The sequence below is a fragment of the Streptomyces sp. NPDC020801 genome (genome assembly GCF_044334385.1).
In the GTDB taxonomy this organism is placed as follows: domain Bacteria; phylum Actinomycetota; class Actinomycetes; order Streptomycetales; family Streptomycetaceae; genus Streptomyces.
In genome coordinates this window covers 108598-129713 of sequence record NZ_JBIRST010000004.1, presented here as the reverse complement: position 1 = coordinate 129713, position 21116 = coordinate 108598, and the positions used below count along the sequence as shown (strand labels likewise).

The following is a 21116-nucleotide window of genomic DNA, read 5'->3' as shown; positions in this document are numbered from 1 at the left end:
TCAAAAATGCGCAGAGGACGTCGGCTTGCGATCGACGTCGGGGACGCCCGGATCGGGGTCGCCTCGTGCGACCCCGACGGCATCCTCGCCACCCCGGTGGAGACCGTCCCCGGGCGTGACATTCCGGCGGCCCACCGCCGGCTGAGGCAGCTCGTCGAGGAGTACGAGCCGATCGAGGTCGTCGTCGGCCTTCCTCGCTCCCTGAAGGGGGGCGAGGGCCCGGCCGCGGTCAAGGTCCGCGCCTTCGCGGGGGAGCTGGCCAAGGGCATCGCCCCGGTGCCCGTGCGGCTGGTGGACGAGCGGATGACCACGGTGACGGCGAGTCAGGGGCTACGGGCCTCCGGGGTGAAATCCAGGAAGGGACGCTCCGTCATCGACCAGGCCGCCGCGGTCATCATTCTGCAGCAGGCCCTGGAATCCGAACGGGTGTCAGGTAAAGCACCCGGCGAGGGCGTCGAAGTGGTCATCTGATCGCGATACGGTAACGTTCCGCGCGATGCGGCGGTGTTCGAACAGCCGCCGCACAGCAAGAGGCGGAACGGGAGCCGTGCCAGAAGCCGCGTGACCGCCGCCTCGCGGCTCTAGGGGATCGATGACTGAGTATGGCCGGGGCCCAGGCTCCGAACCGTGGCATCCGGAGGACCCGTTGTACGGGGACGGCGGATGGGGAGGACAGCAGGCCCACGCCGGCCCGCAGTCCCCCTACGGCGGCCGTTCGCAGCACCATCCGCAGCAGTCGCAGCAGTCGCAGCAGTCGCAGCAGTCGCACTACGGCGAATGGGACCACGAGCAGCAGGCCGGTTACGGCGGGCAGTACCCGCACTACGACGAGCAGGGCCACCAGCAGTCCCCGCAATACGACCAGCAGGGCCACCAGCAGTACGACCAGCGGTACGCCGGCCATCTCCAGCAGCAGTACGGGCAGAGCGGCTGGGACGGCAACGCGGCACAGCCGCACATCCCGTATCCCGCCGACCCCGCCGATCCGTACGGCCAGCAGGCCGCTCCCTACGGCGCCGGGCAGCCCGACTTCTACGGCACCCCCGAGGCCTACCCGCCGCCGGAGCCGCCGGGCCGTAGGAACGCCAACCCCGAGCCGCGGCCCGACTGGGACCCGGAGCCCGAGTCCGACGGGGACGGGCACCCCTTCTTCGCGGGCGATGACGACGAGGACGACGACGGCCCCGACGCCGACGACCCCAAGGACGGCCGCGGAGGCGGCGACCGCAAGGGCCGCGGCGGCAAGGGCAAGGGCGGCAAGAGCAAGAAGCGCCGCAACGGATGCGCCTGCCTGGTGGTCGTGATGGTGTTCGGCGGCGGTGTGGCCGGTGTCGGATATTACGGGTACAAGTTCTACCAAAATCGTTTCGGCACCGCGCCGGACTACGCGGGCAACGGCATCAGCGAGACGGTGACCGTCGAGATCCCCAAGGGCGCCGGCGGCTACGACATCGGCCGTGCGCTGAAGGCGGCGGGCGTCGTCAAGAGCGTGGACGCCTTCGTGGCCGCGCAGTCCCAGAATCCGAACGGAAAGCAGATCCAGGCCGGTGCCTATCTGCTGAAGAAGGAAATGTCAGCGGCGAGCGCCGTCGCGTTGATGCTCGACCCCAGGAGCCAGAGCAATGTGCTGGTCAAGCCTGGCGAGCGCAATGCCCAGGTCTATGCGGCGATCGACAAACAACTCGAACTCTCCGACGGCACCACGAAGAAGATCGCCGCAAGGGAGTACAAGACCATCGGGCTGCCGGGCTGGGCGAACAGCAACAGCAGGATCCTCGATCCGCTGGAGGGTTTCCTCTCCCCGGGCACCTATCCCGCTGCCAAGGGAATGAAGCCCGAGGTGGTGCTGAAGCAGATGGTCACGCAGGCCAACCAGACCTATGGACGGTACAACCTCGCCGCGAAGGCGAAGGAGTTCGGCCTGGCCGGTCCGTTGCAGATGATCACAGTGGCGAGCCTCGTCCAGGCCGAGGGCAAGACCCACGACGACTTCCGCAAGATGGCGGAGGTGGTCTACAACCGGCTCAAGCCCACGAACACCGAGACCAACCAGCTGCTGCAGTTCGACTCCACCTTCAATTACCTGAAGGGCGAGAGCAACATTCACATCAGCGAAAAAGAGATCAACAGCAACCGGAGCCCGTACAACACCTATACCAACAAGGGGCTGCCGCCCGGACCGATCGGCAACCCGGGTGATGACGCGCTGAAGGCGGCGCTGAATCCCACCGACGACGGCTGGATCTACTTCGTGGCGACCGACGGTATGAACAAGACCGAATTCGCCAAGACCTACGCCGAATTCCAGAAGCTCAAGGACAAGTTCAATGCCAGCTCGGGCAACTGACGCCCGCCGGGCCGCCGTGCTCGGTTCGCCCATCGCTCACTCCCTCTCCCCGGTGCTGCACCGGGCCGCATACGAGGAACTGAGGCTTGCGAACTGGTCGTACGACCGGTTCGAGATCGACGAGGCCGGCCTTCCCGGGTTCTTCGAGGGCCTCGGGCCCGAGTGGGCGGGGCTGTCGCTGACCATGCCGCTGAAGCGGGCCGTCATCCCGCTGCTCGACGAGGTCAGCGGGACGGCGGCCTCCGTCGAAGCGGTCAACACGGTCGTATTCACCGAGGACGGCCGCCGGCTGGGCGACAACACCGACGTGCCCGGCATGGTCGCCGCCCTGCGCGAGCACGGCATCGAGCAGGTCGACTCGGCCGCGATCCTCGGCGCCGGGGCCACCGCCTCCTCCGCGCTGGCCGCCCTCGCCCGCGTCTGCACCGGCGAGGTCGTCGCCTACGTCCGCGGCGGGGCCCGGGCCGCCGAGATGCGGCAGTGGGGCGAGCGGCTGGACGTGGAGGTCCGCACCGCGGACTGGGCCGACGCGGCCGAGGCGCTCCGGGCGCCGCTGGTCGTCGCGACCACGCCGGCCGGCACCACGGACGCGCTGGCGACCGCCGTGCCCGAACGGCCCGCCACCCTGTTCGACGTGCTCTACGAGCCCTGGCCCACCGCCCTCGCGGCCCGCTGGTCCATGGTCGGCGGCGCCGTCGTCAGCGGCCTGGACCTGCTGGTCCACCAGGCGGTCCTCCAGGTGGAACAGATGACGGGCCGCGCCCCCGCCCCGCTGGACGCCATGCGCAGGGCGGGCGAGAAGGCCCTGGCCGAGCGCTGACGTCCCCTCCGGCGTCCGGTTGCTGGACCTCGGCCGGGTTCAGGGCCCGGGCATGGGAGGATCGGAGGTGGCGGGCCAGGGCCGCGCACCTGGTCGCGCCGTCGCAGTTCCGGGCGCGAGCATGAGGAGCACCGTTGAGCAGGTTGCGTTGGCTGACCGCGGGGGAGTCCCACGGACCCGCACTCGTCGCCACGCTGGAGGGCCTTCCCGCCGGCGTGCCGATCACCACGGAGATGGTGGCGGACCACCTCGCACGTCGGCGCCTGGGATATGGACGCGGTGCCCGGATGAAGTTCGAGCGCGACGAGGTCACCTTCCTCGGCGGGGTGCGGCACGGGCTCACCCTCGGCTCCCCGGTCGCGGTCATGGTGGGCAACACCGAGTGGCCCAAGTGGGAAAAGGTGATGGCCGCCGACCCGGTGGACCCGGCGGAGCTGGCCGAGCTGGCCCGCAACGCGCCGCTGACCCGTCCCCGCCCCGGCCACGCCGACCTGGCGGGCATGCAGAAGTACGGATTCGACGAGGCCCGGCCGATCCTGGAGCGGGCGAGCGCCCGCGAGACCGCCGCCCGCGTGGCGCTGGGCGCGGTCGCCCGGTCGTACCTGAAGGAGACGGCCGGCATCGAGATCGTCAGCCACGTGGTGGAGCTGGCGTCGGCGAAGGCGCCGTACGGCGTGTACCCGACCCCCGCCGACGTCGAGAAGCTGGACGTGGACCCGGTGCGCTGTCTGGACGCGGACGCCTCCAAGGCGATGGTCGCGGAGATCGACCAGGCCCACAGGGACGGCGACACGCTGGGCGGTGTGGTGGAGGTGCTGGCCTACGGCGTTCCGGTGGGCCTGGGCTCGCACGTGCACTGGGACCGGCGGCTGGACGCGCGGCTCGCGGCGGCACTGATGGGCATCCAGGCGATCAAGGGCGTCGAGGTCGGTGACGGCTTCGACCTCGCACGAGTGCCGGGCTCCAGGGCCCACGACGAGATCGTCACCACCGACGAGGGCATCAGGCGCGCCACGGGCCGCTCGGGCGGCACCGAGGGCGGGCTTTCCACGGGTGAGCTGCTGCGGGTGCGGGCGGCGATGAAGCCGATCGCGACGGTGCCGCGGGCGCTGCGGACGGTGGACGTCTCCACCGGTGAGGCGGCGCAGGCCCATCACCAGCGTTCGGACGTGTGCGCGGTGCCCGCGGCCGGCATCGTGGCCGAGGCGATGGTGGCGCTGGTCCTGGCCGACGCGGTGGCGGAGAAGTTCGGCGGTGACAGTGTGGCCGAGACCGCCCGCAACGTGCGTTCCTACCTCGAGAACCTGGCGATCCGGTGACCGGGGTACCGGTGGTCGTCCTGGTCGGGCCGATGGGGGTCGGCAAGTCCACCGTGGGGCAGCTGCTCGCCGACCGCCTCGGGGTCGGCTACCGGGACACCGACGACGACATCGTCGTGGCCCAGGGCCGTACCATCGCCGAGATCTTCGTCGACGAGGGCGAGGAGACCTTCCGCGCGGTCGAGAAGGACGCGGTGCGGCGGGCGCTGGCCGAGCACGACGGCGTCCTCGCCCTGGGCGGCGGGGCCATCCTCGACGAGGACACACGCGCACTGCTCGCCGGACTGCGTGTGGTCTACCTGTCGATGGACGTCGAGGAGGCGGTCAGGCGCACGGGCCTGAACGCGGCCCGCCCGCTGCTGGCGGTCAACCCGCGCAAGCAGTGGCGTGAGCTGATGGAGGCCCGCCGGCACCTGTACGAGGAGGTCGCCACGGCAGTGGTGGCCACCGACGGCCGTACGCCCGAAGACGTCACCCAATCCGTCCTGGACGCTGTGGAGTTGAAGGAAGCATGAGCGAGGCAGTGACGCGGATCCACATCGGCGGCACCGCGGGCACCGCGCCCTACGACGTCCTGGTCGGCCGTCAGCTCCTGGGTGAACTGGCCGGGTTGATCGGTGACCGGGCCAAGCGGGTCGCGGTCGTTCACCCCGAGGCGCTCGCCGAGACCGGGGACGCGCTCCGCGCCGACCTGGCGGAGCAGGGCTACGAGGCCGTCGCTATCCAGGTGCCGAACGCGGAGGAGGCCAAGACCGCCGAGGTCGCCGCCTACTGCTGGAAGGCGCTGGGCCAGTCCGGCTTCACCCGCACCGACGTCATCGTCGGCGTGGGCGGCGGCGCGACCACCGACCTGGCCGGTTTCGTGGCCGCCACCTGGCTGCGCGGGGTGCGCTGGATCGCCGTCCCGACCACCGTCCTGGCCATGGTCGACGCGGCGGTCGGCGGCAAGACCGGCATCAACACCGCCGAGGGCAAGAACCTCGTGGGCGCCTTCCACCCGCCCGCGGGCGTGCTGTGCGACCTGGCGGCGCTGGACTCGCTGCCGGTCAACGACTACGTCTCCGGCCTGGCGGAGGTCATCAAGGCCGGCTTCATCGCCGACCCGGTGATCCTGGACCTCGTCGAGGCCGATCCGGAGGCCGCCCGCACCCCGGCCGGCCCGCACACCGCCGAACTCATCGAGCGATCCATCCGGGTCAAGGCCGAGGTCGTCTCCGCCGACCTGAAGGAGTCGGGCCTCAGGGAGATCCTGAACTACGGCCACACGCTCGGCCACGCGATCGAGAAGAACGAGCGCTACAAGTGGCGGCACGGCGCGGCGGTGGCGGTGGGCATGCACTTCGCCGCCGAACTGGGCCGTCTGGCGGGGCGGTTGGACGACGCGACCGCCGACCGTCACCGCACGGTGCTGGAGTCGGTGGGCCTGCCGCTGCACTACCGCTACGACCAGTGGCCCAAGCTGCTGGAGACCATGAAGGTCGACAAGAAGTCCCGTGGCGACCTGCTGCGCTTCATCGTCCTGGACGGCCTCGCCAAGCCCACCGTCCTGGAGGGCCCCGACCCGGCCGTGCTGCTCGCCGCGTACGGCGAGGTGGGGCAGTAAGTCCCACCGAGCGTCATCCGCCCGATTCGCCTTGCGTCAGCGGGCACTTCGGGCCGCGCCCGGCCGTTCACCATCTGGCGGCCGGGGACGGTACCGTTCGGTACGGAGCGGGTTCGGGCCCGCTGCCGGCGCCGATTGCCCGCGGCGAACGAGCCAACAGTGACGAGACGGAGTGGCACCGGATGCAGCACGCAGTGGGTTCTCCGCTGCCGCCGCCCCACCAGCCGGGGCACGGACCGGCCACCGGCTGGTCGCCGGCCGCACACCACCCGGGCCCGCACCACGCGGGCGCCCACCAGGAATCCGCCCCCGTGCCCCCGCCGCCCCCGGCACCGGGCTACCCGGGCGTGCCCGGGGCGCCGCACCCGTCCGTGCCACCGGTCCCCGCGCCCACCGAGGCCACCGGCCACGTCCGGCTGCCCCCGGGCGGACCGGTCGCCATGCCCAGCGCGCCCCCGGCCCAGGCCGCGCCCGATCCGACCACCACCCTCCTCGCGGTGCTGCTGATCGGACCGGCCGGCGCCGGCAAGACCAGCGTCGCCAAGTACTGGGCCGAGCATCGCCGGGTCCCCACCGCGCACATCAGCCTCGACGACGTCCGCGAATGGGTCCGCTCCGGCTTCGCCGACCCGCAGTCGGGGTGGAACGACAACTCGGAGGCGCAGTACCGCCTCGCCCGCCGCACCTGCGGCTTCGCCGCGCGCAACTTCCTCGCCAACGGCATCTCGTGCATCCTCGACGACGCCGTCTTCCCCGACCGCCCGGCCGTCGGCCTCGGTGGCTGGAAACGCCATGTGGGCCCCGGCCTGCTCCCGGTCGTCCTCCTCCCCGGCCTGGACATCGTCCTGGAGCGCAACGCCGAGCGCACCGGCAACCGCCGCCTGACCGACGAGGAGGTCGCCCGTATCCACGGCCGCATGGCCGGCTGGTACGGCTCCGGCCTCCCCATCATCGACAACTCCCAGCTCGACGTGCCGACGACGGCACGCTTCCTGGATGAGGTCCTCTCCCGGGCGATCGCCAGCCCGCCACAGTGGTGAACGCCGTACCCCGACGCACCCGCGCCCGCTCGGCTGGAGTCACCTGCGCCCGCCCGGCAGGAGTGACCCGCGCCCTTCCGGCAAGGTGAGCGGGCGCGATCCGCCCCGCACCCGTGGCGTCCGGGCCGAACCACCGGACCGCAGGCGACCCACTCGGCCCCTCCCGAACGGCGATTTCCGGCCACCGCTCTTACGCTCGGTTCATGTCAGAGGTGTACGCGGCCCGCCGAACCCGGCTACGGGAGCGCTGCAACGCGGGCGGCAGCGCGGCGGCGCTGGTGACTCGTCCCGCCAATGTGCGGTACCTGGCGGGCGCTGCCCCGCAGGGTGCCGTCCTGCTCCTCGGAAAGCGCGAGGACCTGCTGGTGTGCCAGAGCCCACCGGACGACCGGCCCCACGAGGGGCGTCCCGACGAGGCGCTGGTGGTGCAGGTCCTGCCCCAGCCCGGCGGCGACGCGGCCGTCTGCGCCGCCGATCTCGCCCAGGCCCAGGGTGCCGACTCGCTCGCCGTCGAGGAACACCACCTCACCGTGGCCCGCCACCGGGCGCTCGCCTCGGTCGCGCCCCGGCTCCGTCTCGCCGATCTCGGCAGCGCGGTCGAACAGCTCAGGGTGGTCAAGGACGAGGAGGAGATCTCCTGTCTGAGAATCGGCGCCGAGATCGCCGACCAGGCCCTCGGCGAGCTCCTGGAGTCGATCCTCGTCGGGCGCACCGAGCGCCACCTCGCCCTGGAGCTGGAGCGGCGCCTGGTCGACCACGGCGCCGACGGCCCGGCCTTCCCGACCTCGGTGGCCACCGGCCCGAACTCCGGGCGCCGCGGCCACCGCCCCACCGACCGCAGGGTCGAGGAGGGCGACTTCCTCTCCGTGTGCCTGGGCGCCGCCTACCGCGGCTACCGCTGCGAGATCGGCCGTACCTTCGTGATCGGCACGTCCCCGGCGGACTGGCAGATCCAGCTGTACGACCTGGTCTTCGCCGCCCAGCGCGCCGGACGGGAGGCGCTGGCCCCCGGCGCCGCCTACCGCGACGTGGACCGCGCCTCGCGGCAGGTCCTGGACTCCGCCGGGTACACCGAGGGCCTGCAGTCCCTCACCGGGCACGGCGTCGGACTCGAAATCGACGAGGACCCGCAGTTGGCCCCGGCGGCCATGGGTAAACTGGACGCTTGCGTGCCGGTCACCGTCGAACCGGGGGTCCACCTCCCGGGCCGGGGTGGTGTCCGGATCGATGACACGCTCGTCGTACGCCCCGAGGCGGACGGCGGACCCGAGCTACTCACCATCACGACCAAGGAGCTGCTCGCGTTGTAGGCGCGTGCCCCGGGGTCGTCCACGTACGTCCAGGAGATTGAAGCAACCGTGGCTTCCACGAACGACCTCAAGAACGGCATGGTGCTCAAGCTCGAAGGCGGCCAGCTCTGGTCCGTCGTCGAGTTCCAGCACGTCAAGCCCGGCAAGGGCCCGGCCTTCGTGCGCACCAAGCTCAAGAACGTGCTCTCCGGCAAGGTCGTCGACAAGACCTTCAACGCCGGCGTCAAGGTCGAAACGGCCACCGTCGACAAGCGCGACATGCAGTTCTCCTACATGGACGGCGAGTACTTCGTCTTCATGGACATGGAGACCTACGACCAGCTGCACATCGACCGGAAGGCCGTCGGCGACGCCGCGAACTTCCTGGTCGAGGGCTTCACCGCCACCGTCGCGCAGCACGAGGGCGAGGTGCTCTTCGTGGAGCTCCCCGCCGCCGTCGAGCTGACCATCGCCGAGACCGAGCCGGGTGTCCAGGGCGACCGCTCCACCGGTGGCACCAAGCCCGCCACGCTGGAGACCGGTCACCAGATCCAGGTCCCGCTCTTCATCACCACCGGTGAGAAGATCAAGGTCGACACCCGTACGAGCGACTACCTCGGCCGGGTGAACAGCTAACCGTGGCTGCCCGCAACACGGCCCGCAAGCGTGCCTTCCAGATCCTCTTCGAGGGCGACCAGCGCGACGCCGACGTCCTGACCGTCCTCGCGGACTGGATCCGGCACTCCCGGACCGACACCCGGCAGCCGCCGGTCAGCGAGTACACGATGCAGCTGGTCGAGGGCTACGCCGAGCACGCGACCCGTATCGACGAGCTGATCGCCCAGTACGCCGTCGGCTGGACGCTCGACCGCATGCCGGTCGTCGACCGCAACATCCTGCGGCTCGGCGCCTATGAGCTGATCTGGGTGGACGAGACCCCGGACGCCGTCGTGCTGGACGAGATGGTGCAGCTGGCGAAGGAGTTCTCCACGGACGAGTCGCCCTCGTTCGTCAACGGTCTGCTCGGCCGGCTGAAGGAGCTCAAGCCCTCGCTGCGCCGCGACGCGAGCAACGAGGCGTGAGAGGCAGACACCGCCGAAGGGCCCGCAGCGTCAGCGCTGCGGGCCCTTCGGCGTGTCCCCGGCCCACCGGGGCGGGGGTGCCCCCACAGGCCCGCAGAAGGCCGCCGGGGTGGCCGGAACCGTGAAGTTCCGGCCACCCCGGCGGCACGTTTCTGCTGAGCTCTGCCTGCGCCCGAGGGGCTCAGGCCTCCTCGTGGGACGCCACCGCTCGGCGGGCGTCCGCGTCCAGCACGCCCCAGCTGATCAGCTGCTCGGTGAGGACCGAGGGCGACTGGTCGTAGATGACGGCGAGTGTACGCAGGTCGTCCTGGCGGATCGAGAGCACCTTGCCGTTGTAGTCACCGCGCTGCGACTGGATGGTCGCCGCGTAGCGCTGCAGCGGGCCCGCCTTCTCGGCCGGCACCGTGGCCAGCCGCTCCAGGTCCAGGACCAGCTTCGGCGGGGGCTCGGCGGCGCCGCCCGGGGTGGTGCCCGGCAGGAGCTCCTGCACCGGCACTCCGTAGAAATCCGCCAGCTCGGCGAGGCGCTGAACGGTCACGGCCCGGTCGCCACGCTCGTACGAGCCGACCACGACCGCCTTCCAGCGGCCCTGGCTCTTCTCCTCGACACCGTGGAGGGAAAGGCCCTGCTGGGTGCGGATGGCCCGGAGCTTGGCCCCGAGCTGTTTGGCGTATTCGCTGGACATATGGCTCCCCGGACACTGTGTCGACGCGACTGGCTTGGTTTCCCGCCGCGCGGCTGGTAACTCACTGTGAGGTTACGCAGCGTTACTCTGCTGCGTCAAGCCGAACGGTCCGCGCCGTCTCTTCCGCGGCCGCGGCACCCGGTTGGGCCGAAGGGGTGATCGGGGCGGCCGGCGGCACCTGCTACCGTGGATGGCGCAATTCCGACGTCCTTTAAGGTCCGTCCCGTGAGGCGGAGAAGGGGGTCCGTTTCGTATGGACACGAACGCAAATCCGCAAGCCTCCGATGCGCGGCCCGTTCTCGAGGGCCCCGACATCGCGCGGGTACTGACCCGCATCGCCCACGAGATCGTCGAGCGCGCCAAGGGCGCCGACGACGTGGTGCTCCTCGGCATTCCGACCCGGGGCGTCTTCCTCGCCCAGCGGCTGGCAGCCAAGCTCGAGCAGATCACCGAGCGCAAGGTTCCCTGTGGCTCGCTCGACATCACCATGTACCGCGACGACCTGCGCATGCACCCGCCGCGCGCGCTGGCCCGCACCGAGATCCCCGGTGACGGCATCGACGGCCGCCTGGTCGTCCTCGTCGACGACGTGCTCTTCTCCGGCCGCACCATCCGTGCCGCGCTCGACGCCCTGAACGACATCGGGCGCCCCCGCGCGGTGCAGCTCGCGGTCCTCGTCGACCGCGGCCACCGCGAACTGCCCATCCGCGCCGACTACGTCGGCAAGAACCTCCCCACGTCGCTGCGGGAGACGGTCAAGGTCCAGCTCGCCGAGGAGGACGGTCGCGACACCGTGCTGCTCGGCGCCAAGCCGGCCGCCCCGGGCGAGCAGCAGTAGCACTCCGGCGTACGGCACCGCCGTACGCGCCGCGAGTGCGCCACCCGCGCGCCCGCCTGCCCGAATTCTCCCGATGAACTGCCTTACGGAGCCTGACAGATGCAGCGTCATCTCATCTCGGCCGCCGACCTCACCCGTGACGACGCCGTCCTGATCCTCGACACCGCCGAGGAGATGGCCCGGGTCGCCGACCGGCCGATCAAGAAACTGCCGACCCTGCGCGGCCGCACCGTCGTCAACCTCTTCTTCGAGGACTCCACCCGCACCCGGATCTCCTTCGAGGCCGCAGAGAAGCGGCTGTCCGCGGACGTCATCAACTTCACCGCCAAGGGGTCGTCGGTGTCCAAGGGCGAGTCCCTCAAGGACACCGCCCAGACCCTGGAGGCCATGGGCGTCGACGCCGTGGTCATCCGGCACGGCGCCTCCGGAGCCCCGTACCGCCTGGCCAACTCCGGCTGGATCGACGCCGCCGTCATCAACGCCGGCGACGGCACCCACCAGCACCCCACCCAGGCCCTGCTCGACGCCTTCACCATGCGCCGCCGGCTGACCGGCCGGGACGCGGGCCTCGGCCAGGACCTGTCCGGCAAGCGCATCACCATCGTCGGGGACGTGCTGCACAGCCGGGTCGCCCGCTCCAACGTCGACCTGCTGCACACGCTCGGCGCCGAGGTCACCCTCGTCGCCCCGCCCACCCTGCTGCCGGTCGGCATCGAGTCCTGGCCCTGCGAGGTCTCCTACGACCTCGACGCCACCCTGCCCAAGTCGGACGCGGTGATGATGCTCCGCGTCCAGCGCGAGCGCATGAACGCCGCCTTCTTCCCGACCGAGCGCGAGTACTCCCGCCGCTACGGCCTCGACGGCGACCGCATGGCGCGGATGCCCGAGCACGCCATCGTGATGCACCCCGGCCCGATGGTCCGCGGCATGGAGATCACCGCCGAGGTCGCCGACTCCGGGCGCTGCACCGCCGTCGAGCAGGTCGCCAACGGCGTCTCCATCCGGATGGCGGTGCTGTACCTGCTGCTCGGTGGCAACGAACCCGCCGTCACCCACGCCCGCCCGGCCGTCTCCCACCACCAGCCTTCCGACGAGCGCTCCGCGCACACCTCTTTCGCCGAGGAGAAGTAAGAGACATGAGCAAGATCCTGATCCGTGGTGCGAAGGTGCTCGGCGGCGACCCGCAGGACGTGCTGATCGACGGCGAGGTCGTCGAGGCCGTCGGTACGGCGCTCGCGGACGACGGCGCCGAGGTCGTCGAGGCCGGCGGCAAGGTGCTGCTGCCGGGCCTGGTCGACCTGCACACCCACCTGCGCGAGCCGGGCCGCGAGGACTCCGAGACCGTGCTCACCGGCACCCGCGCCGCCGCCTCCGGCGGCTACACCGCCGTGTTCGCCATGGCCAACACCTTCCCCGTGGCCGACACCGCCGGCGTGGTCGAGCAGGTCTGGCGGCTGGGCCAGGAGCACGGCTACTGCGACGTGCAGCCCATCGGCGCCGTCACCGTCGGCCTGGAGGGCAGGAAGCTCGCGGAGCTGGGTGCCATGCACGAGTCGGCCGCCGGGGTCACCGTCTTCTCCGACGACGGCAAGTGCGTGGACGACGCGGTGATCATGCGCCGGGCGCTGGAGTACGTGAAGGCCTTCGGCGGTGTCGTCGCCCAGCACGCGCAGGAGCCGCGGCTGACCGAGGGCGCCCAGATGAACGAGGGCGTCGTCTCCGCCGAGCTGGGCCTGGGCGGCTGGCCGGCGGTCGCCGAGGAGTCGATCATCGCCCGGGACGTGCTGCTCGCCGAGCACGTCGGCTCCCGCGTCCACATTTGTCACCTGTCGACGGCCGGCAGCGTCGAGATCGTCCGCTGGGCCAAGTCCCGCGGCATCGACGTCACCGCCGAGGTCACCCCGCACCACCTGCTCCTCACCGACGAGCTGGTGCGCACCTACGACCCGGTCTACAAGGTCAACCCGCCGCTGCGCACCGAGCGCGACGTGCACGCCCTGCGCGAGGCGCTCGCCGACGGCACGATCGACATCGTCGCCACCGACCACGCCCCACACCCGCACGAGGACAAGGACTGCGAGTGGGCCGCGGCCGCCATGGGCATGGTCGGGCTGGAGACCGCTCTGTCGGTGGTCCAGGAGACCATGGTCGACACCGGCCTGCTGGACTGGGCGGGCGTCGCCGACCGCATGTCCTTCAAGCCGGCCCGGATCGGACGGGCCACCGGTCATGGGCGCCCCGTCTCGGCTGGTGAGCCCGCCAACCTCACGCTGGTCGACACGGCATACCGTGGGCAGGTGGACCCCGCGGGCTTCGCCTCGCGCAGCCGCAACACCCCGTACGAGGGACGTGAGCTGCCGGGCCGTGTCACCCACACGTGGCTGCGGGGCAAGGCGACGCTCGTCGACGGGAAGCTCACGTGACACCTGCAACTCTGCTCGCACCCGGGCTCGCGACCGGACTCGCCGCCGACAGGAAGTCGGCCGCGGTCACCGACTGGGCCGCCCGCATCGGCTGGCTGGTCGGACTCGCCCTCTTCGTCGCGCTGGTCTACTGGCTGATGCGCGAGGGCTGGAAGTGGCGGGGCACGCTCCAGGGCGACCTGCCCGAGCTGCCCAGCGCGCCGGACGACCCCGGCCCGGCCAGACTGAGCATGAGCGGCCGCTATCACGGCTCCACCACCGCCGGGCAGTGGCTGGACCGCATCGTGGCCCACGGCCTCGGCACCCGCAGCCGGGCCGAGCTCACGCTGACGGACGCGGGCCTGGACGTGGTACGCCCCGGAGCGGCTGACTTCTTCGTCCCCGTCGCCGCCCTGCGCGAGGCCCGGCTCGACAAGGGCATCGCGGGCAAGGTCCTCACCGAGGGCGGACTGCTCGTCGTGACCTGGGCGCACGGCGAACGGCTGATCGACTCCGGCTTCCGGTCCGACCATGCGGCCGAGCACAACGAGTGGGTCGACGCCATCAACTCCATGATCAAGACAAACAGCACGGAAGGCGCCGAACGATGACGACCTCCATCAAGGGAGCCGCCTCGCAGAGGCACAAGGCAGCTCCCGCCGTACTCGTCCTGGAGGACGGCCGGATCTTCCGCGGCCGCGCCTACGGGGCCGTGGGGGTGACCTTCGGCGAAGCCGTGTTCTCCACCGGCATGACCGGCTACCAGGAGACCCTCACCGACCCGTCGTACCACCGCCAGGTCGTCGTGATGACCGCCCCGCACGTCGGCAACACCGGCGTCAACGACGAGGACCCCGAGTCGAAGCGGATCTGGGTGGCCGGTTACGTGGTCCGTGACCCCGCGCGCGTGCCCTCCAACTGGCGCGCCAGGCGCTCGCTCGACGAGGAACTGCGCCACCAGGGCGTCGTGGGCATCAGCGGCATCGACACCCGCGCCCTCACCCGCCACCTGCGCGAGCGCGGCGCCATGCGCGTCGGCATCTTCTCCGGCAACGCGCTGCCCGACGACGGCACCATGCTCGCCGAGGTCCGCCAGGCCCCCGAGATGACGGGCGCGGACCTCTCCGCCGAGGTCGCCACCAAGGAGACGTACGTCGTCCCCGCGATCGGCGAGAAGAAGTACACCGTCGCCGCCGTCGACCTCGGCATCAAGGGCATGACCCCGCACCGCATGGCCGAGCGCGGCATCGAGGTGCACGTGCTGCCCGCCACGGCCACGGCCGAGGACGTGTACGCCGTCGACCCCGACGGTGTGTTCTTCTCCAACGGCCCCGGCGACCCGGCCACCGCCGACCACCCGGTCTCCGTCATGCGCGCCGTCCTGGAGCGCGGCACGCCGCTCTTCGGCATCTGCTTCGGCAACCAGATCCTGGGCCGCGCGCTCGGCTTCGGCACCTACAAGCTGAAGTACGGCCACCGAGGCATCAACCAGCCGGTGCAGGACCGTACGACCGGCAAGGTCGAGGTCACCGCGCACAACCACGGCTTCGCCGTCGACGCCCCGCTCGACCAGGTGTCCGACACCCCCTACGGCCGCGTCGAGGTCTCCCACGTCTGCCTCAACGACAACGTGGTGGAGGGCCTCCAGCTCCTCGACAAGCCGGCCTTCAGCGTCCAGTACCACCCCGAAGCAGCCGCGGGTCCGCACGACGCCGCCTACCTGTTCGACCGCTTCGTCTCCCTGATGGAGGGCCAGCGTGCCTAAGCGCACCGATATCCAGTCCGTCCTGGTCATCGGCTCCGGCCCGATCGTCATCGGCCAGGCCGCCGAGTTCGACTACTCCGGCACCCAGGCGTGCCGCATCCTGCGCGCCGAGGGCCTGCGCGTCGTCCTAGTCAACTCCAATCCGGCGACGATCATGACCGACCCGGAGATCGCCGACGCCACCTACGTCGAGCCGATCACCCCGGAGTTCGTCGAGAAGATCATCGCCAAGGAGCGGCCGGACGCGCTGCTGCCCACCCTGGGCGGTCAGACGGCCCTCAACACGGCCATCTCGCTGCACGAGAACGGCGTCCTGGACAAGTACGGCGTCGAGCTGATCGGCGCCAATGTCGAGGCCATCCACAAGGGCGAGGACCGCGACCAGTTCAAGGAGGTCGTGGAGGCCGTCCGGCACAAGATCGGGCACGGCGAGTCCGCCCGTTCCGTGATCTGCCACACCATGGACGAGGTGCTCGCCGGTGTCGACGAGCTCGGCGGTTACCCGGTCGTCGTCCGCCCGTCCTTCACCATGGGCGGCGCCGGCTCCGGCTTCGCCCACGACGAGGAGGAGCTGCGCCGCATCGCAGGCCAGGGCCTGACCCTGTCGCCGACCACCGAGGTGCTCCTGGAGGAGTCCATCCTCGGCTGGAAGGAGTACGAGCTGGAGCTGATGCGCGACAAGCACGACAATGTCGTGGTCGTCTGCTCCATCGAGAACTTCGACCCGATGGGCGTGCACACCGGCGACTCGATCACCGTCGCCCCGGCGATGACGCTGACCGACCGCGAGTACCAGATCCTGCGCGACATCGGCATCGCCGTCATCCGCGAGGTCGGGGTCGACACCGGCGGCTGCAACATCCAGTTCGCGGTGAACCCCGAGGACGGCCGGGTCATCGTCATCGAGATGAACCCGCGCGTGTCGCGCTCCTCGGCCCTCGCCTCCAAGGCGACGGGCTTCCCGATCGCCAAGATCGCCGCCAAGCTGGCCGTCGGCTACACCCTCGACGAGATCCCGAACGACATCACGCAGGAGACCCCGGCCTCCTTCGAGCCCACGCTCGACTACGTGGTCGTCAAGGCCCCGCGCTTCGCCTTCGAGAAGTTCCCGCAGGCCGACTCCACGCTGACCACCACCATGAAGTCGGTCGGCGAGGCCATGGCAATCGGCCGCAACTTCACCGAGGCCTTCCAGAAGGCGCTGCGCTCGCTGGAGAAGAAGGGCAGCCAGTTCACCTTCGTCGGCGAGACGGGTGACAAGGACGAGCTGCTGCGCGAGGCCGTACGGCCCACCGACGGCCGCATCAACACGGTCATGCAGGCCATCCGCGCGGGCGCCACGCCCGAGGAGGTCTTCGAGGCCACGAAGATCGACCCGTGGTTCGTCGACCAGCTGTTCCTGATCAAGGAGATCGCCGACGAGCTGGCGCAGGCCGCCGAGCTGACTCCGGACCTCCTCGCCGAGGCCAAGCGGCACGGCTTCTCCGACCAGCAGATCGGCGAGATCCGCGGCCTGCGCGAGGACGTCGTCCGCGAGGTCCGGCACGCGCTCGGGATCCGGCCGGTCTACAAGACGGTCGACACCTGCGCGGCCGAGTTCGCCGCCAAGACGCCGTACTTCTACTCCTCCTACGACGAGGAGACCGAGGTCGCGCCCCGGACCAAGCCCGCGGTGATCATCCTGGGCTCCGGCCCCAACCGCATCGGCCAGGGCATCGAGTTCGACTACTCCTGCGTCCACGCCTCCTTCGCGCTGAGCGACGCCGGCTACGAGACCGTGATGGTCAACTGCAACCCGGAGACCGTCTCCACCGACTACGACACCTCCGACCGGCTGTACTTCGAGCCGCTGACCCTGGAGGACGTCCTGGAGATCGTCCACGCGGAGCGGCAGGCGGGCCCGGTCGCCGGTGTCGTCGTCCAGCTGGGCGGCCAGACCCCGCTGGGCCTGTCGCAGGCGCTGAAGGACAACGGCGTGCCGATCGTCGGCACGTCCCCGGAGGCGATCCACGCGGCCGAGGACCGGGGCGCATTCGGCCAGGTGCTCGCGGAGGCGGCCCTGCCCGCCCCCAAGCACGGCACCGCCACCACCTTCGCCCAGGCCAAGACCATCGCCGACGAGATCGGCTACCCGGTCCTCGTGCGGCCGTCGTACGTCCTCGGCGGACGCGGCATGGAGATCGTGTACGACGAGGCGCGCCTGGAGGCGTACATCGCCGAGTCGACCGAGATCAGCCCCTCCCGCCCGGTCCTCGTCGACCGGTTCCTGGACGACGCCATAGAGATCGACGTCGACGCCCTCTACGACGGCGAGGAGCTGTACCTGGGCGGCGTCATGGAGCACATCGAGGAGGCCGGCATCCACTCCGGCGACTCGGCGTGCGCGCTGCCGCCGATGACGCTCGGCGGGTACGACATCAAGCGGCTGAGGGCCTCCACTGAGGCCATCGCGCGCGGTGTCGGGGTGCGCGGTCTGATCAACATCCAGTTCGCGCTGGCCGGCGACATCCTCTACGTCCTGGAGGCCAACCCGCGCGCGTCCCGTACGGTCCCCTTCACCTCGAAGGCGACCGCGGTGCCACTGGCCAAGGCCGCCGCCCGGATCTCGCTGGGCGCGACCATCGCCGAGCTGCGCGAGGAGGGCCTGCTGCCCAGGAGCGGCGACGGCGGCACCATCCCGCTGGACGCGCCGATCTCCGTCAAGGAGGCGGTCATGCCGTGGTCGCGGTTCCGTGACATCCACGGCCGCGGCGTCGACACGGTCCTCGGCCCGGAGATGCGCTCCACCGGCGAGGTCATGGGCATCGACTCCGTCTTCGGCACGGCGTACGCCAAGTCGCAGGCGGCCGCCTACGGTCCGCTGCCGACCAAGGGCCGCGCCTTCATCTCGGTCGCCAACCGGGACAAGCGCTCGATGATCTTCCCCGCGCGTGAGCTGGTCGCCCACGGCTTCGAGCTGCTCGCCACCTCCGGCACCGCCGAGGTGCTCAAGCGCAACGGCATCAACGCCACCATCGTGCGCAAGCAGTCCGAGGGCACCGGTCCGGGCGGCGAGAGGACCATCGTCCAGCTCATCCACGACGGCGAGGTCGACCTCATCGTCAACACCCCCTACGGCACCGGCGGCCGCCTCGACGGCTACGACATCCGCACGGCGGCGGTGGCGCGGTCCGTGCCGTGCCTGACGACGGTCCAGGCGCTCGCCGCGGCGGTCCAGGGCATCGACGCCCTCAACCACGGCGACGTGGGCGTCCGCTCGCTCCAGGAACACGCGGAACACCTGACCGCGGCCCGCGACTAGCAGCCCTGAGGGGGACATCGGAAACGGTGTCCCCCTCTTCGTGAGGACACTTACATGTACAAGCTCTTCTTCCGTCTGGTCTTCAAACGGATGGACCCCGAGCAGGCCCACCACCTGGCCTTCCGGTGGATCCGCCTCGCCGTCCGCGTCCCGGTGCTGCGCACCTTCGCCGCCGCCGCCCTCGCGCCCCGCCACAAGGAGCTGCGCACGGAGGCGTTCGGGCTGCGGATGCACGGCCCCTTCGGGCTCGCCGCCGGCTTCGACAAGAACGCGGTCGCCGTCGACGGGATGGCGATGCTGGGCTTCGACCACGTCGAGATCGGCACGGTGACGGGGGAGCCGCAGCCCGGCAACCCCAGGAAGCGGCTGTTCCGGCTCGTGCCCGACCGGGCGCTGATCAACCGCATGGGCTTCAACAACGAGGGTTCCCTCGCGGTCGCCGCCCGCCTCGCGACCCGCGAGCCGGTCTTCAGGACCGTCGTGGGCGTGAACATCGGAAAGACCAAGGTCGTCCCGGAGGCCGAGGCCGTGGGCGACTACGTGAAGTCGGCCGAGCGCCTGGCGCCGTACGCCGACTACCTGGTCGTCAACGTCTCCTCGCCGAACACGCCCGGCCTGCGCAACCTCCAGGCCACCGAGTCGCTGCGCCCGCTGCTGAGCGCCGTGCGCGAGGCCGCCGACCGGGTCGTGCCGGGGCGCCGTGTGCCCCTGCTGGTGAAGATCGCGCCGGACCTCGCCGACGAGGACGTCGACGCCGTCGCCGACCTGGCCGTCGAACTCGGCCTGGACGGGATCATCGCCACGAACACCACCATCGCGCGCGAGGGACTCGGTCTGAAATCCGAACCCTCCCTCGTCAAGGAGACCGGCGGGTTGTCCGGCGCCCCGCTGAAGGCCCGCTCCCTGGAGGTCCTGCGCCGTCTGTACGCGCGCGTGGGCGACCGCATCACCCTCGTCGGTGTCGGCGGCATCGAGAACGCCGAGGACGCCTGGCAGCGCATCCTGGCCGGCGCCACGCTGGTCCAGGGCTACAGCGCCTTCGTCTACGAGGGTCCCTTCTGGGGCCGTGCGATCCACAAGGGGCTTGCCGCACGCCTGCGGACCAGCCCGTACGCCACCCTCGCCGACGCGGTCGGCGCCGATGTGAAGAAGGCAGGGACGACGGCATGAGCCCCATGGAACCCTTCGGTGCCCGGCTGCGCCACGCCATGGACGAGCGCGGCCCGCTGTGCGTCGGCATCGACCCGCACGCCTCCCTCCTCGCCGAGTGGGGCCTGAACGACGACGTGGCCGGTCTTGAGCGGTTCAGCCGCACGGTGGTGGAGGCGGTGGCCGACCGGGTCGCCGTGCTGAAGCCGCAGAGCGCCTTCTTCGAGCGCTTCGGCTCCCGGGGCGTGGCCGTGCTGGAGAAGTCCGTGGCGCAGGCGCGGGCGGCCGGGGCGCTGGTCGTCATGGACGCCAAGCGGGGCGACATCGGCTCGACCATGGCCGCCTACGCCGAGTCCTTCCTGCACAAGGACGCGCCGCTGTTCTCGGACGCGCTGACCGTCTCGCCGTACCTGGGCTACGGGTCCCTGAAGCCCGCGGTCGAGCTCGCGCGGGAGAGCGGCGCGGGCCTGTTCGTGCTGGCGCTGACGTCCAATCCCGAGGGCGGCGAGGTGCAGCACGCCGTCCGGCCCGACGGCCGCAACGTCGGCGCGACCATGCTCGCGCACCTCGCCGAGGAGAACGCGGGCGAGACCCCGATGGGCTCCTTCGGCGCGGTCGTGGGCGCCACACTGGGTGACCTGTCGTCGTACGACCTCGACATCAACGGACCGCTCCTGGCGCCCGGGATCGGCGCCCAGGGGGCGACTCCGGCCGACCTTCCTGCGGTCTTCGGTTCCGCGGCGCGCAACGTGGTCCCGAACGTCAGCCGGGGTGTCCTGCGTCACGGTCCCGACGTGGCCGCGCTGCGTGACGCCGCGGACCGGTTCGCGGAGGAGATCCGTGCGGCGGTGGCCGCCGGCTGAGTGCCCGGACGAGTGGTTCCGGGCCGCCTTGAGTCTGGATACATTCTCAAATCCAGGGCAGTATGTCCTAAATGTCTGGCCTGGCAGAGGCTGACCAGGACTTTTCCGCTGTTCTCGCTGACTCTGGCGTCCTTGACCGCTAGTCTCCGACGAGAGTGAACGGGCAAGCGTGTTGCTCGTGGCTCCCCAGGTGTGGGGCGACTAGGTTCCTCACCGGTCCGTATCCGACAGTTCGACATCCGAGGTGACGTAGGCGTGGCTCTTCCGCCCCTTACCCCTGAACAGCGCGCAGCCGCGCTCGAAAAGGCCGCCGCGGCTCGCCGGGAGCGGGCCGAGGTCAAGAATCGACTCAAGCACTCCGGCGCCTCCCTGCACGAGGTCATCAAGCAGGGCCAGGAAAACGACGTCATCGGCAAGATGAAGGTGTCCGCCCTTCTTGAGTCCCTGCCGGGCGTGGGCAAGGTCCGCGCCAAGCAGATCATGGAGCGACTCGGCATCTCCGAGAGCCGCCGTGTGCGCGGCCTCGGTTCCAACCAGATCGCGTCCCTGGAGCGGGAGTTCGGCAGCACCGGCTCCTGAGCCCCGCAGCCCCAGGCAGGGAGTCCCGGGCAGT

Annotated in this window: 20 protein-coding genes; 19 read left to right on the top strand and 1 reads right to left on the bottom strand. The window is 70.9% G+C overall.

Translation table 11 applies throughout. The annotated features are described in order from the left end of the window. Positions 1–6: 6 nt before the first annotated feature. The 10 genes from ruvX (at position 7) to nusB (ending at position 9500) form a co-directional block, all read left to right on the top strand. A complete protein-coding gene (gene ruvX / locus ACH4UM_RS10350; RefSeq protein WP_398176131.1) occupies positions 7–471 on the top strand; it encodes a Holliday junction resolvase RuvX in 465 nt (154 codons plus the stop codon). A gap of 121 nt (positions 472–592) precedes the next feature. Further along, a complete protein-coding gene (gene mltG, locus ACH4UM_RS10345) occupies positions 593–2347 on the top strand; it encodes an endolytic transglycosylase MltG (RefSeq protein ID WP_398176129.1) in 1755 nt (584 codons plus the stop codon). Continuing rightward, positions 2328–3167 (top strand): shikimate dehydrogenase, encoded by an 840-nt coding sequence (locus ACH4UM_RS10340; protein WP_398176127.1) that lies wholly within the window; start codon positions 2328–2330, stop codon positions 3165–3167. The genes mltG and ACH4UM_RS10340 overlap by 20 nt, the downstream gene beginning before the upstream one ends. Before the next feature lie 134 nt (positions 3168–3301). Continuing rightward, positions 3302–4486, top strand: coding sequence for a chorismate synthase (gene aroC / locus ACH4UM_RS10335; RefSeq protein ID WP_398176125.1), 1185 nt, complete (start codon positions 3302–3304; stop codon positions 4484–4486). 32 nt (positions 4487–4518) lie between these two features. Next, positions 4519–5001 carry a shikimate kinase gene (locus ACH4UM_RS10330; RefSeq protein WP_398176716.1) on the top strand — a complete coding sequence of 161 codons (483 nt, stop codon included), beginning with the start codon at positions 4519–4521 and terminating at the stop codon, positions 4999–5001. Continuing rightward, entirely contained in the window at positions 4998–6089 is a 1092-nt protein-coding gene (gene aroB / locus ACH4UM_RS10325) for a 3-dehydroquinate synthase (RefSeq protein WP_398176123.1), read from the top strand. Before ACH4UM_RS10330 ends, aroB begins: the two co-directional genes overlap by 4 nt. A 182-nt stretch (positions 6090–6271) precedes the next feature. After that, entirely contained in the window at positions 6272–7129 is an 858-nt protein-coding gene (locus ACH4UM_RS10320) for a Pro-rich N-terminal domain-containing protein (RefSeq protein ID WP_398176121.1), read from the top strand. Positions 7130–7332: 203 nt separating this feature from the next. Then, positions 7333–8439 carry an aminopeptidase P family protein gene (locus ACH4UM_RS10315; RefSeq protein WP_398176119.1) on the top strand — a complete coding sequence of 369 codons (1107 nt, stop codon included), beginning with the start codon at positions 7333–7335 and terminating at the stop codon, positions 8437–8439. A gap of 48 nt (positions 8440–8487) precedes the next feature. Beyond that, positions 8488–9054, top strand: a complete 567-nt coding sequence (efp, locus tag ACH4UM_RS10310) for an elongation factor P (protein ID WP_014671526.1) — start codon at positions 8488–8490, stop codon at positions 9052–9054. A gap of 2 nt (positions 9055–9056) precedes the next feature. Next, on the top strand, positions 9057–9500 hold the full coding sequence (gene nusB / locus ACH4UM_RS10305; RefSeq protein WP_398176117.1) for a transcription antitermination factor NusB: 444 nt from the start codon (positions 9057–9059) through the stop codon (positions 9498–9500). Between the two features lie 181 nt (positions 9501–9681). Here the strand turns inward: nusB and bldD are convergent, their stop codons facing one another. Beyond that, on the bottom strand, positions 9682–10185 hold the full coding sequence (gene bldD, locus ACH4UM_RS10300; RefSeq protein ID WP_018570201.1) for a transcriptional regulator BldD: 504 nt from the start codon (positions 10183–10185) through the stop codon (positions 9682–9684). A 253-nt stretch (positions 10186–10438) separates the two neighbouring features. Here bldD and pyrR point away from each other — a divergent pair, with 253 nt between their 5' ends. From pyrR to ACH4UM_RS10255, 9 genes are all read left to right on the top strand, one after another. Continuing rightward, entirely contained in the window at positions 10439–11023 is a 585-nt protein-coding gene (gene pyrR, locus ACH4UM_RS10295; protein ID WP_398176116.1) for a bifunctional pyr operon transcriptional regulator/uracil phosphoribosyltransferase PyrR, read from the top strand. A 99-nt stretch (positions 11024–11122) separates the two neighbouring features. Beyond that, positions 11123–12154 carry an aspartate carbamoyltransferase catalytic subunit gene (locus ACH4UM_RS10290; protein WP_398176115.1) on the top strand — a complete coding sequence of 344 codons (1032 nt, stop codon included), beginning with the start codon at positions 11123–11125 and terminating at the stop codon, positions 12152–12154. A 5-nt stretch (positions 12155–12159) separates the two neighbouring features. Further along, positions 12160–13446: a dihydroorotase gene (locus tag ACH4UM_RS10285; RefSeq protein WP_398176114.1), complete on the top strand. Its 1287-nt coding sequence runs from the start codon at positions 12160–12162 to the stop codon at positions 13444–13446. Further along, positions 13443–14036 carry a hypothetical protein gene (locus ACH4UM_RS10280; RefSeq protein WP_398176113.1) on the top strand — a complete coding sequence of 198 codons (594 nt, stop codon included), beginning with the start codon at positions 13443–13445 and terminating at the stop codon, positions 14034–14036. Before ACH4UM_RS10285 ends, ACH4UM_RS10280 begins: the two co-directional genes overlap by 4 nt. Beyond that, positions 14033–15190, top strand: a complete 1158-nt coding sequence (carA, locus tag ACH4UM_RS10275) for a glutamine-hydrolyzing carbamoyl-phosphate synthase small subunit (protein WP_398176112.1) — start codon at positions 14033–14035, stop codon at positions 15188–15190. The genes ACH4UM_RS10280 and carA overlap by 4 nt, the downstream gene beginning before the upstream one ends. Then, positions 15183–18491: a carbamoyl-phosphate synthase large subunit gene (carB, locus tag ACH4UM_RS10270; RefSeq protein WP_398176111.1), complete on the top strand. Its 3309-nt coding sequence runs from the start codon at positions 15183–15185 to the stop codon at positions 18489–18491. Before carA ends, carB begins: the two co-directional genes overlap by 8 nt. Before the next feature lie 54 nt (positions 18492–18545). Next, positions 18546–19661, top strand: a complete 1116-nt coding sequence (locus tag ACH4UM_RS10265) for a quinone-dependent dihydroorotate dehydrogenase (RefSeq protein WP_398176110.1) — start codon at positions 18546–18548, stop codon at positions 19659–19661. Continuing rightward, complete coding sequence (gene pyrF, locus ACH4UM_RS10260; RefSeq protein ID WP_398176109.1) at positions 19658–20503, top strand: orotidine-5'-phosphate decarboxylase; 846 nt, start codon at positions 19658–19660, stop codon at positions 20501–20503. Before ACH4UM_RS10265 ends, pyrF begins: the two co-directional genes overlap by 4 nt. Positions 20504–20758: 255 nt before the next feature. Further along, the gene (locus ACH4UM_RS10255; RefSeq protein ID WP_003977346.1) at positions 20759–21082 is read left to right on the top strand and encodes an integration host factor; all 324 of its coding nucleotides are present in this window, start codon (positions 20759–20761) and stop codon (positions 21080–21082) included. The last annotated feature ends 34 nt before the right edge of the window (positions 21083–21116 follow it).